Consider the following 12,650-nt stretch of genomic DNA (forward strand, 5'->3'; position numbering starts at 1 on the left):
CGGTCGTCACAGCGGCACGCCCTCGCGGATCGGTTTCCACAGGTCCGGCAGCTCCCGCTCCACGTCCGCCGCCCGCCGCTCCTCCCGCCCGTACAGCACCCCGTACGTGAAGGTGCTCTCCCCCGCCGGGTGCGCCTGCCGGGACAGCTCCCGCAGGGCCTCGCGGGTCATCACACTGTCCTGGTGGTCGCCGAGCAGGCTCTGCACCGACTTCATCGACTTCACCAGCGAGGACGCCGGGTCGCCGAGCGCCGGTACGGCCGCCTCCGCCGCGTACCGTGCCCGCTTCGCCTTCTTGCGCGCCTCGTGCAGCGCGGTGTCCCGCTCGTGCCCGGGGGGCAGCTCCAGCGCCTGCTCCACCAGCGCGGCCAGCTTGTCGAAGTCCTTGCGCACGGCCCGGGAGATCACCTTCCCCGGATCGCCCGCCGCCGGCTTGAGCAACGGCGGCCCGGCGAGCAGCGCGTCCAGCGCGCCGAGCAGCGCCAGGTACCGCCGCCCGTCCAGTACGGCGATCAGGCGGCGCCGGGAGCCGCCGCGCCGGGCGTGCGACCAGGTGCGCAGCCGGGTGCGGACCGGGCCGACAAGCAGGGGGCGCGGCAGTGCGCCGAGGGCGTCGGTGAGCCGCTCGGTGAGGACTTCCTGGTCGCGGTCCACGCCCAACTCTCCGGCGAGCCACTTCAGCTCCTCGCCGATCGGGTCGGTCACCGCCCGGTCCAGCAGCTTCCCGTACGACCGGAAGGCGCTGCGCATCCGCCGGGTCGCCACCCGCATCCGGTGCACGGAGTCGTAGGTGTCCCGGCGGACGGCCGGGTCCAGCCCCACGATCGCGTCCCGCTGTTCGCGCAAGTAGGCCAGCACATGGTCCCCGGCGGTGACCGGCGGCGCGGGAGCCGCCACGCCGTCGCTGCCGCTCGCCTTCTTCGCCGCCTTCGCGCTCTTCTCGGCCTCTTCGCTCTTCCCAGCCTTCTCGGCCTTCTTGCCCTTGGCGGGCTGCCTCGTCCGCTTCCCCTTCCCCGGCGCGGTCTCCTCCAGGGCCCGCGCCAGCTTCGACGGCGACGCGGACGGCCGTACCCCCGCCTTGCGCAGCCGCTTCTCCACCTTGTCGAGGACGGCCGGGTCCACCCCGTCGGCCAGCTCCACCTCGATCTCGGTCCACTGCGCGTCGCCACCGTCCCCGGTGAGCCGCTCGGCGCGGACCGCGTCCACGCTCACCTCGGCGATCAGCCGCCCCTCGGCGTCGGTCAGCTCCCGTACGTCCCGGGCGGAGCGCAGCCGCACCACCGGCAGCAGCTCGCTGTCCCGGACCCGGGAGCGGACCAGCGCGGCGATCTCGCGCGGCAGGGTGTCGGACAGCGGCGCCTGGATCTCGTCCCGTACATCGGGTGCCACCGGGAACTTCAGATGCCAGCCCGCGTCCGAGCCGCCGGTGCGGCGGCGCAGGGTGATGGCGTCCTTGGCGAGGCGTTCGTCGGCGGTGTCGTAGTAGGTGGCGTCCAGTTCGGCGACGCCCTTGTCGACCACCGCCGCCACCCCGGCCACACCGGTCAGATCCGGCAGGCCACTCTCGTCGGATTCGTATTTGCGCTCGATTTCACGCTTCGTCTCCGCCATGAACCGACCCTAATGGCAGTCGAGCCGTGATGGCAGAGTGCACCCCGGGTGAACCGGGGGAAAACACCCGGCCTCACGCCGACATCGGACGCTGCACTCTGATCGACTGCAACAACCCCACCGCCACCCACACCGAGAACATCGACGACCCTCCGTACGACACGAACGGCAGGGGCAGACCGGTGACCGGCATGATGCCGAGGGTCATCCCGATGTTCTCGAAGGACTGGAAGGCGAACCACGCCACGATCCCGGCGGCCACGATCGTCCCGTACAGCTCGGTCGTCCCGCGGGCGATCCGGCAGGCCCGCCACAGCAGGATGCCGAGCAGCAGGATGATCAGCCCGGCGCCGAGGAAGCCCAGCTCCTCGCCCGCCACCGTGAACACGAAGTCGGTCTGCTGCTCCGGCACGAACTGCCCGGTGGTCTGCGAGCCCTCGAACAGCCCCGAGCCGGTCAGCCCGCCCGAGCCGATGGCGATCCGGGCCTGGTTGGTGTTGTAGCCGACGCCCGCCGGGTCCAGATCGGGGTTGGCGAAGGCGGCGAAGCGGTTGATCTGGTACTCGTCGAGGATCCCGAGCTGCCAGATCGCGAGCGCCCCCGTGGTGCCGGCGCCCAGCAGGCCGAAGATCCAGCGGTTGGAGGCGCCGGAGGCCAGCAGCACGCCCAGCACGATGATGACCATGACCATCACCGAGCCGAGGTCCGGCATCAGCATCACGATCAGCATCGGCACGGTCGCCAGGCCCAGCGCCTGGAGCACCGTCCGGTGGCCGGGGTAGGGCTTGTCCCCGGCGTCCACCCGGGCCGCCAGCAGCATCGCCATGCCCAGGATGATCGTGACCTTCACGAACTCCGAGGGCTGGAGCGAGAAACCGGCGCCGACCTGGATCCACGAGTGGGCGCCGTTGACCGTCGAGCCGAGCGGGGTGAGCACCATCAGGATCAGGAAGACCGAGGCGCCGTACAGGATCGGCACGGCCGTGCGCAGCGTGCGGTGGCCGAGCCAGACCGTGCCGATCATCAGCGCGAGGCCGATGCCGGTGTTGAGCAGATGCCGGAGCAGGAAGTAGTACGGATCGCCCTGGTTGATCTCCGTGCGGTTGCGGGTCGCGGAGAAGACCAGCAGGGAGCCGATCAGTGACAGCGCGAGCGCCGACAGCAGTATCGGCCAGTCGAGCCGCCGCGCCAGCGAGTCACGGGCCACCAGCCGGGTCCACCCGGCCCGCTCGGGCCCGTACCCGGACACCTGGAAGCCGTTCGCCCCGGTCATGAGCCCTCCCGCCGGATTCCCCGGAACCGTCGCCGGATCCCCCTGAGCGCCGCCGCCGACCCGCCGCCTGGCCCGCCCGGACCTCCGTCCGGCGCACCGCAGCACCCGGTCCGGGCGCCGGGCCGGGCCCGGTCGCGCGGGGCGTCCGACGCACCCCCACCCGGCGATCCGCCGCCTCCCCGGCCACCGCCTCGCGGGCCGCCCCGAGAGCGGCCACCCCGGGATCCGTCACCCGGCGATCCGCAGCCTCGCGATCCGCCGCCCCGCGAGCCACCACCCCGTCGACGCCTGCGCGTCTCGCGGTTGTTCGCCTCGGGGGACTGTGTGGTGCCCGCCGGAAGCTGGGCGTCCACCGGCTCCTCGGGAGCCTTCTGATATGCCTGCTGGTCCTTCGCGGGGTCCTTGGAGATCTTCGGCGCGGTGATCGTGCCGTCCGTGCGGACCGTCGGGAGGGACTTCTGGGGCGTGGGCAGCAGCGCGTTCTCCGCGGTGATGGTGCCGTCGTCGGCGACTCCGTACAGCGCGTCGTATATGTTGCGCACGGCCGGTCCCGAGGCCCCGGAGCCCGTACCACCCTGGGAGATCGTCATCACGATCGTGTAGTCGTCGGTGTACGTGGCGAACCACGAGGTGGTCTGCTTGCCGTAGACCTCCGCCGTACCGGTCTTGGCGTGCATCTCGATCTCGTCCTGCGGCCAGCCCTCGAAGCGCCAGGCCGCCGTGCCGGTCGTGGCCACGCCCGCCAGGGCCTCGTCCATCTGCGCCAGCGTCTCCTGGTCCACCGGCAGCTTGCCATGGGACTCGGGCTCGATCTCGGTGACCTGCTGGCCGTCGGGGCTGATCACGGCCTTGCCGACCGTCGGGTCGTAGAGCGTGCCGCCGTTGGAGATCGCCGCGTAGATGGTGGCCATCTGGATCGGCGTCACCAGGGTGTCGCCCTGGCCGATGGAGTAGTTGATCTCGTCACCGGCGCGCATCTTGTTGCCTTCGAGGCAGTTCTCGTAGGCGATCACCTCGACGTAGGAGCCGTCCTTCTTGCCGGTCTTGCACCAGGCGTCCTTGTTGGCCTCCCAGTACTCCTGCTTCCACTGGCGGTCCGGGACCCGGCCGGTGACCTCGTTGGGCAGGTCGATGCCGGTCTCGGCGCCGAGACCGAACTCATGGGCCGCCTTGTAGAAGTAGTCGTTCGGCGTGCCCTCGGGGTCGATGCCGCCGTCCTTCTGCCACTCGCTGTGCGCGAGGGCGTAGTAGACGGTGTCGCAGGAGACCTCCAGGGCCCGGCCGAGGTCGATCGGGCCGTGGTTCTGCGACTCGAAGTTCTTGAAGACCTGGCCGCCGACCGAGTACGAGCTGGAGCAGTTGTACTTGCCGTCGAAGTCGTAGCCCGCTTCCACCGCGGCGGCCGTGGAGACCACCTTGAAGATCGAGCCGGGCGCGGCCTGACCCTGTATGGCCCGGTTGAGCAGCGGATAGTTGGAGGTCTTGCCGGTCAGCGCGGCGTAGTCCGTCGCGGAGATGCCGCCGACCCAGGCGTTGGGATCGTAGGTCGGGTTGGACGCCATGGCGACGATCCGGCCGGTCTTGGACTCCATCACGACCACGGCACCGGCGTCGGCCTTGTAGTTCTCCTGGGTGTTGCGGTCCCATTCCTTGCGGGCCGTCTTCATCGCCTCGTTCAGCTCGAACTCGGCGACGCGCTGCACCCGGGCGTCGATGCTGGTGACCAGGTTGGAGCCGGGCTCGGCGGGGTCGGCGTCGGCCTCGCCGATGACCCGGCCGAGGTTGTCCACCTCGTAGCGGGTGACGCCCGCCTTGCCGCGCAGCTCCTGGTCGTACTCCCGCTCCAGGCCGGAGCGGCCGACCTGGTCGGAGCGCAGGAACGGCGAGTCGGTGTCCTGGGCCTGCTGGATCTCCTGGTCGGTGACCGGTGAGAGATAGCCGAGGACCTGCGCGGTGTTGGACTCACCGGGCGCGGGATAGCGGCGCACGGCCTGGGGCTCGGCGGTGATGCCGGGGAAGTCCTCGGCGCGCTCGCGGATCTGGAGGGCCTGGCGCGGGGTGGCCTCGTCGGTGATCGGGATGGGCTGGTACGGCGAGCCGTTCCAGCAGGGCTGGGGGGTTTCGGCGTCGCACAGCCGAACCTTGCCCTTGACCTCCTCGGGCTCCATGGCGAGGACGCCCGCGAGCTTGGTGAGCACCGAGTCGCCGTCGTCCGGCATCTTCAGCAGCTCGGTGCGGGAGGCGGAGACCACGAGCCGGGTCTCATTGTCCGCGAGGGGCACTCCGCGCGCGTCCAGGATCGAGCCGCGCACGGCGGGCTCGACGACCTGCTGGACGTGGTTGCCGGATGCCTCCGCCGCGTACTCCGCGCCCTCGCGGATCTGCAAGTACCACAGCCGGCCGCCGAGCGTGCCGAGCAGGGAGAGGACGAGGATCTGGATGACGACGAGCCGGATCTGGACCCTTGGGGTCCGGCCGGTCTCGGGGATGTTGGTCACTGCGGCTGCCTCCCCCTCTCAGCGCGAGTACGAATACAGGAACGGGCGTGCGAGTGCTGCGCGGCCACGGCCGCATGTCCGTACGAATGATGAGCGTGTGTGTACGAGTGATGAACGACCGGCCGATGAAGCCGGGTTCCGCCCCGGCTCCCCCGTTCGGGTGAACTCCGCTCGGGTGAACTCCCCTGCGGTCACAGCCGCTTGACCCCCTTGATACGCCCGGCCCGGGCCACCCGGGCCCGTGCCGCCTTCACTTTCAGCCCGCCCAGGCCACGCTGGTTGCCGATCCGCAGCCCCGTGCCGGAGGACAGCCAGCCGGAGGAGATGTCGGTGCCCTTCGCGGAGGCGGAGGACTCGGCCAGCGGGTCGTTCTCGGCGCGGCGGGCCAGCGCCATGATGCCCGGGACCACGAACGGGGCGAGCAGCAGGTCGTACAGCGCCGCCGTGAACAGCAGGCTGGGCAGGCCGACATGGCGGGCGGCGGTGTCGCCGACGAGGGCGCCCACCCCCGCGTACAGCAGGGTCGTACCGACCGCCGCGGCCATGACCACCGCCATGGGGGCGGTCGCCGACCTCAGCCGGCCGTTCTCCGGCTTGACCAGGCCGGCCAGGTAGCCGACCACACACAGCACCAGGGCATAGCGGCCGGCCGCGTGGTCGGCGGGCGGGGCGAGGTCGCAGAGCAGCCCGGCGCCGAAGCCGACGAGGGCGCCGCCGACATGGCCGTAGACCAGCGCCAGGCCGAGGACGGTGAGCAGCACCAGGTCGGGCACGGCGCCCGGGAGGTGCAGCCGGGCCAGGACGCTGACCTGGATCACCAGGGCGACGACGACGAGGGTGCTGGACAGCAGGATCCGGTTGAAGCGCATGAGGTCAGCTCCTACTGCTCTTGCGGGTCTTGCTGGGTCTGGTCGCCGGCAGGCTGCTCACCCTCGAGGAGCGGCTCGCCGTCGGCACCCGGCGTCACGGTCACCGTCACGGTCGGGGTGGGCGTGGGCTTCGGCTCGTCCGGCAGCACGGCGTCACGCGGGTCCTTCGTCGGCGCCTCGACCACCACACCGACGATGTCGAGCTTGCTGAAACCGACGTACGGCGTCACATACAGCGTGCGGGTCAGGTCGCCGCCGGACGGGTCGACACTTGAGACGACCCCGACCGGCACGCCCGGCACGAACGGCTTGTCGGCCTCGGAGCCGAAGGTCACCAGCCGGTCACCCTTCTTGATCTCCGCCTTGCCGTTGAGCAGTTCGACCCGCAGCGGCTGGTCGCCCTGGCCGGAGGCGAAGCCCAGTTCGTCGCTGCCCTCCATCCGGGTGCCCACGGCGAAGTCGGGGTCGTTGGCGAGCAGCACGGTGGAGGTGTGGGGGCCGACGGTGGTGACCCGGCCGACCAGCCCGTCGCCGTTGAGGACCGTCATGTCGCGCTGGATGCCGTCATTGGCGCCGATGTCGATGGTGATGGTCCAGGAGAAGCCCTGGGCCGCTCCTATGGCGATGACCTCGGCGCCCTTGATGCCGTACTGGCCCGCGCCCGCGAGCGCGAGCATGGAGTCGAGCTGGCTCAGCCTGCTGCGGCTGCGTTCGTCGCTGCCGAGTTCGGCCTTCAGCGCGGCGTTCTCCCGCTCCAGTTCGGCGAGCTGGTCGTGGCGCTCGCCGGAGTCACGGATGGCGGCGATCGCGTTGCCGACCGGGTCGACCGCGGAGGCCACGCCGTTCTCGATCGGGCCGAAGACCGTCGCGGCGGCCTGCCGGGCACCGTCGACCGGTGAGTCCTCCCCGCCGCGGATGTCCACCGTGATCAGTGCGAACGCGATGGCGACCAGCAGCACCAGGAGCAGTCGGCTCTCTCGTGTGTCCCTCACGTGCGGCGGCCGTGCCCTTCCTCATAGGAATTCAAGTGTGGGTGGGGATGGGGGCGGGGATGGGGACCTCGGCCCTTGACCGCTGGCCTTTGCCCCTTACCCCTTGCCCCTCGCCTCTTGCCCCTCACCCCTCGCCTCTTGCCAATGACCTTTGGCTGATACCAAGAGATGCGTTGCGGATACGAAACGGGCACGAAGCGGATACGCGATGGAGAAGCTGGCGTCTGATGGATCGGATATCGGACGGATACAGGTATCTGACGGACGGTTACGTCTGGGAGAGCTTATGCAGCTTAATCAACGATCCGCCGTACGAGAGGCATCGTCTCGTACGGCGGAATCGAAGTGGTAAGTCATCTGCGCGGCTGAGCGTCGAGGACCTGCTGGAGCGCCTCGAACTCCTCGACGCATTTCCCGGAGCCGAGCGCCACGCTGTCGAGCGGGTCCTCGGCGATGTGGATCGGCATTCCGGTCTCCCGGCGCAGCCGCTCGTCGAGTCCGCGCAGCAGGGCTCCGCCGCCGGTGAGAACGATTCCGCGGTCCATGATGTCGCCGGACAGCTCCGGCGGGCATTTGTCGAGCGTGGTCTTCACGGCATCGACGATCGCGTTGACCGGTTCCTCGATCGCCTTGCGCACTTCGGCGGCGGAGATGACGACCGTCTTGGGCAGTCCGGACACCAGGTCCCGGCCGCGGATTTCCGTGTGCTCGTCGGTGTCGAGGTCGTACGCCGAACCGATCGTGATCTTGATCTGTTCGGCCGTGCGCTCACCCAGCAGGAGCGAGTACTCCTTCTTGATGTGCTGGATGATCGCGTTGTCCAGCTCGTCGCCCGCGACCCGGATGGACTGCGCGGTGACGATGCCGCCGAGGGAGATGACCGCGACCTCCGTCGTGCCGCCGCCGATGTCCACCACCATGTTGCCCGTGGCCTCGTGGACCGGCAGACCGGAGCCGATGGCCGCGGCCATGGGCTCCTCGATGATGTGCACCTGGCGGGCGCCGGCCTGGGACGACGCCTCGATGACGGCACGGCGCTCGACGCCGGTGATACCGGAGGGCACACACACGACGACACGCGGCCGGGCGAGATACCGCCGCTTGTGAATCTTCAGGATGAAGTAGCGGAGCATCCGCTCGGTGATCTCGAAGTCGGCGATGACGCCGTCCTTCAGCGGACGCACGGCCACGATGTTGCCCGGCGTGCGCCCGATCATCTTCTTCGCTTCGGCGCCGACCGCGAGAATTCCACCGGTGTTGGTGTTGATCGCGACGACGGACGGCTCGTTGAGTACGATCCCGCGACCCCTGACGTACACCAGCGTGTTGGCGGTCCCGAGGTCGACAGCCATGTCACGGCCGATGAACGACATTGAGTTCCCCATCAGGATTCGACTGGCCTTCCCACGGAGCTTTGAGGGCTTTTCAGGTAGGCGAGGTGGGTGCGGTGACGTGAAGGCTTCCATCGTAGACGCGCCTGCACGAACACTGCGCGAGGGTCTTCGCCATTGTCAGCAGATGGCGAACCGCCTCGCTTGTGGAGACGGTCCATCGGGGGCATTCGTTCCCCCGATCGCCGCGCATATGCCCAAGCATGGCCGAAATGGTACGGCCGATCGAGCAGCCGCGCGTCCGCCGAGTGACGGCCCTTCAGTAAATTTCCCGAAACCTCTACGGGGCGGGCGGGGAGGACGGGGAGTGATACGCCGATGGGAGCAACGCGTGTCGCCCCGCCCCCGGCGAAATCCCCCACCGGCCCGTCGTGTCGCCGCCTGCCGAATCGCGGACCGGCCGGGTCGTGTCGGGCCCCAGCGAAGACATGTGCCGACTGGTCGTGTCGGGCCCCGGCGAAGACATGTGCCGGCCGGTCGGGTCGCGCCCCCGCCGGAGACATGGCCGACCGGTCGGGTCGCGCCCCCGGCCGAATTACGGACCGGACCGCCATGTCGCGCCCCCGCCGGAACACGCACCGGCCCGCCGGGTCACCACCGATCGAAACGCGTGTCGCCCCCGGCGTCAGCGACGGGCCCCAGGGCCTCAGCCGCGACCCGGGAAGAAGATCTTGACCTCGCGTTCGGCGGACTCCTCCGAGTCCGAGGCGTGGATGAGGTTCTCACGGACGATCACACCGAAGTCACCGCGGATGGAACCGGGCGCGGCGGCGATCGGGTCGGTGGGACCGGCCAGGGCCCGCACACCCTCGATCACCCGGTCGCCCTCGACGATCAGCGCGACGACCGGACCGGACGCCATGAACTCCATCAGCGGCTCGTAGAACGGCTTGCCCTGGTGCTCGCCGTAGTGCTGCTCCAGCGTCTCGTGATCCAGCGTGCGCAGCTCCAGCGCGGTGATCCGCCAGCCGGCCTTGCGCTCGATACGGCCGATGATCTCGCCGGTCAGACCGCGCCGCACGGCGTCGGGCTTGAGCAGGACGAGGGTGCGCTGGGTCACGGGAGGACTCCTTTTCGAGTGTGCGGTGGGACGAGGCTACAGGGCGGCCCTGAACCCCCTCACACAGCGTCAGCCGGAAGCGTCCGCCGCCGCCCCGCCCGGCCCGCCCGCGCCGCCCCCCTCGCCCTGCGCCGCGAACCGCGCCTTCGCCGCGTCGATCTCCCGTCCGTAGTGCACCGACGCCCACCACAGCCCGGCGAACATCACGCCCAGGAAGAACATCAGCGGCACCACGAACCCGGCCAGGATCAGCGCCACCTGGAACACCCAGCCCAGCGCGACCCCGCCCGGCCTGGTGACCAGCCCGCACAGCACCAGCGACAGCAGCATGGCGATCCCGCACACCGTCCACACCGTCTGCGTGGACAGATCCGGGTCCTTCATGGCGACCAGCCCGGCGAAGCCGATGATGAAGAACTCGCCGATCAGGGTCGATGAACAGAGCGTACGCATGACTTACGGCCTCAGCCCTTCCCCAGCAGCAGCCGGGCCTCTCCCACGGTGATGACGGACCCGGTGACCAGCACACCGCCGCCCGCGAACTCACCCTCTTCCTCGGCCAGCGTGATCGCGGCCTCCAGCGCGTCCGGCAACCGCGGCTCGACCTGCACCCGGTCCTCGCCGAACACCTCCACCGCGAGCGCGGCCAGCGCGTCGGCGTCCATCGCGCGGTCGGTGGAGTTCTGTGTGACGACGATGTCCATGAAGATCGGCTCGAACGCCTCCAGCAGCCCCCGTACGTCCTTGTCGCCGCTCGCGCCCACGACCCCGATCAGCCGGGTGAACTGGAACGTCTCCTCGACCGCCGCCGCGGCCGCCCGCGCGCCCGCCGGATTGTGCGCGGCGTCCAGCACGACGGTCGGCGAGCGCCGTACGACCTCCAGCCGGCCCGGCGACGACACCGACGCGAACGCCTTGCGCACGGTGTCCTGGTTCAGCGAACCGGAGTGCTGCGAGCCGACGCCGAAGAACGCCTCCACCGCGGCGAGCGCCACCGCCGCGTTGTGCGCCTGGTGCGCGCCGTGCAGCGGGAGATACACCTCGGGGTACTCGCCCCCGAGCCCCCGCAGGGTGACGACCTGCCCGCCGACGGCGACCTGCCGTGCGACGACCCCGAACTCCAGCCCTTCGCGCGCCACCGTCGCGTCCGTCTCGACGGCCTTCTTCAGCAGCACCTGCGCCGCGTCCACCGGCTGCTGCGCCATGACGACGGTCGCGCCCTGCTTGATGATCCCGGCCTTCTCCGCGGCGATCTCGCCGGGCGTGGAGCCGAGCCGGTCGGTGTGGTCGAGATCGATCGGCGTGATGACGGCGACGTCCCCGTCGATCACGTTCGTGGCGTCCCACGCCCCGCCCATCCCGACCTCGACGACCGCCACGTCCACGGGCGCGTCGGCGAACGCGGCGTACGCCATGCCGGTCAGCACCTCGAAGAACGACAGCCGGTACTCCTGGGAGGCGTCCACCAGCTCCACGTACGGCTTGATGTCCTGGTACGTCTCGATGAACCGCTCGGCGGGGATCGGCGCCCCGTCCAGACTGATCCGCTCGGTGATCGACTGCACATGCGGGGACGTGTACCGCCCGGTGCGCAGCGCGAACGCGCCGAGCAGGGCCTCGATCATCCGCGCGGTGGAGGTCTTGCCGTTGGTCCCCGTGATGTGGATCGAGGGGTACGACCGCTGCGGCTCGCCCAGGACGTCTACGAGCGCGGCGATCCGGTCGACCGACGGCTCCAGCTTGGTCTCACCCCAGCGGGTGGCCAGCTCGGCCTCGACCTCGCGCAGCGCGGCGTCGACCTCCGGGTCCGCCGGTCGCGCGGGCACCTCGGCCTGCGGCGTGGCGCCCTGCGTACGCAGGGTGCGGCTGCCGGCCTCGATCACGGCGAGATCGGGGTCACGGTCGGTCTCGGCGCCGACGATGTCGTCGAACGGGTCGCTGTCAGTCACGCGGCCAGTCTAAGGCGGCGGCGGGGCCCACCGGGGCGCGGAGGGGGTGGGTGGCTGAGCCTCGCGGGCGGCTGCGGGTGCGTGGGTCCGGGCGCGGAAGGGGGTGGGTGGCTGAGCTTTGCGGGCGGCTGCGGGTGCATGGGGGCTGGTCGCGCAGTTCCCCGCGCCCCTTAAGAGCAGGCGTTGGCGCCACGCCTGCTGCAAACGTGCCCCCATCCGCCCTCGCTGCGGGCAGTCGTGCCGCGCCCGTGCCGGCGTACAACCGCCTACGCCTGCGGCAACCGCTCCAGCTGGGTGCTGAGGCGGGTGATGTCCTCCTCGGCCTTGGCCAGCCGGGTCCGGATCTTGTCGACCACCTGGTCCGGCGCCTTCGCCAGAAACGCCTCGTTGCCGAGCTTGGCGATCGCCTGGGACTTCTCCTTCTCGGCGGCGGCGAGATCCTTCGCCAGCCGCTTGCGCTCCGCGGCGACATCGATCGTCCCGGAGAGATCGAGGGCGACCGCCGCCCCGCCCACCGGCAGCGTCGCCGTCGCCGAGAAGCTCTCGCCCTCCGGCGTCAGCCGCAGCAGCTGACGGATCGCGGCCTCGTGCGGCACGAGCGCCGTGCCGTCGAGGACCAGCCGGGCCGGCACCCGCTGCCCCGGCTGGAGGCCCTGGTCGGCCCGGAAGCGCCGGACCTCGGTGATCACCGACTGGAGGGACTCGATCTCCCGCTCGGCGGCACCGTCCCGGAAGCCGCTGTCCTTCGGCCACTCCCCGACGACCAGCGACTCCCCGCCCGTGAGCGTCGTCCACAGCGTCTCCGTGACGAACGGGACGACCGGGTGCAGCAGCCGCAGCGTGACGTCCAGGACCTCACCGAGGACCCGCTTGGAGACCTCGGCCGGCTCACCGCCCGCCTGGAACGTCGTCTTGGACAGCTCGACGTACCAGTCGAACACCTCGTCCCACGCGAAGTGGAACAGCGCGTCCGACAGCTTGGCGAACTGGAAGTCCTCGTAGAGGGC

Annotated in this window: 10 protein-coding genes; all 10 read right to left on the reverse strand. The window is 70.5% G+C overall.

Annotated elements, in window-relative coordinates; genetic code table 11:
• Positions 1 to 6: 6 nt before the first annotated feature.
• Entirely contained in the window at positions 7 to 1,611 is a 1,605-nt protein-coding gene (locus ACFRFC_RS33920; protein WP_382688894.1) for a CHAD domain-containing protein, read from the reverse strand.
• A 73-nt stretch (positions 1,612 to 1,684) separates the two neighbouring features.
• The gene (rodA, locus tag ACFRFC_RS33925) at positions 1,685 to 2,884 is read right to left on the reverse strand and encodes a rod shape-determining protein RodA (RefSeq protein ID WP_382688891.1); all 1,200 of its coding nucleotides are present in this window, start codon (positions 2,882 to 2,884) and stop codon (positions 1,685 to 1,687) included.
• Positions 2,881 to 5,382: a penicillin-binding protein 2 gene (gene mrdA / locus ACFRFC_RS33930; protein WP_382688888.1), complete on the reverse strand. Its 2,502-nt coding sequence runs from the start codon at positions 5,380 to 5,382 to the stop codon at positions 2,881 to 2,883. The genes rodA and mrdA overlap by 4 nt, the downstream gene beginning before the upstream one ends.
• A 191-nt stretch (positions 5,383 to 5,573) precedes the next feature.
• The gene (gene mreD / locus ACFRFC_RS33935) at positions 5,574 to 6,251 is read right to left on the reverse strand and encodes a rod shape-determining protein MreD (RefSeq protein WP_382688885.1); all 678 of its coding nucleotides are present in this window, start codon (positions 6,249 to 6,251) and stop codon (positions 5,574 to 5,576) included.
• 11 nt (positions 6,252 to 6,262) lie between these two features.
• Positions 6,263 to 7,243, reverse strand: a complete 981-nt coding sequence (gene mreC / locus ACFRFC_RS33940; RefSeq protein WP_382688882.1) for a rod shape-determining protein MreC — start codon at positions 7,241 to 7,243, stop codon at positions 6,263 to 6,265.
• 353 nt (positions 7,244 to 7,596) lie between these two features.
• A complete protein-coding gene (locus tag ACFRFC_RS33945; protein ID WP_006133575.1) occupies positions 7,597 to 8,616 on the reverse strand; it encodes a rod shape-determining protein in 1,020 nt (339 codons plus the stop codon).
• Between the two features lie 664 nt (positions 8,617 to 9,280).
• A complete protein-coding gene (gene ndk, locus ACFRFC_RS33950; RefSeq protein WP_382688878.1) occupies positions 9,281 to 9,694 on the reverse strand; it encodes a nucleoside-diphosphate kinase in 414 nt (137 codons plus the stop codon).
• 69 nt (positions 9,695 to 9,763) lie between these two features.
• Positions 9,764 to 10,147: a DUF4233 domain-containing protein gene (locus tag ACFRFC_RS33955; RefSeq protein WP_382688875.1), complete on the reverse strand. Its 384-nt coding sequence runs from the start codon at positions 10,145 to 10,147 to the stop codon at positions 9,764 to 9,766.
• An 11-nt stretch (positions 10,148 to 10,158) separates the two neighbouring features.
• Positions 10,159 to 11,643: a bifunctional folylpolyglutamate synthase/dihydrofolate synthase gene (locus ACFRFC_RS33960; protein WP_382688872.1), complete on the reverse strand. Its 1,485-nt coding sequence runs from the start codon at positions 11,641 to 11,643 to the stop codon at positions 10,159 to 10,161.
• 266 nt (positions 11,644 to 11,909) lie between these two features.
• A partial coding sequence (locus tag ACFRFC_RS33965) for a class I tRNA ligase family protein (protein WP_383112680.1) occupies positions 11,910 to 12,650 on the reverse strand: 741 nt, incomplete at its 5' end.

Source organism: Streptomyces sp. NPDC056734 (assembly GCF_042790455.1).
Taxonomy (GTDB): domain Bacteria; phylum Actinomycetota; class Actinomycetes; order Streptomycetales; family Streptomycetaceae; genus Streptomyces.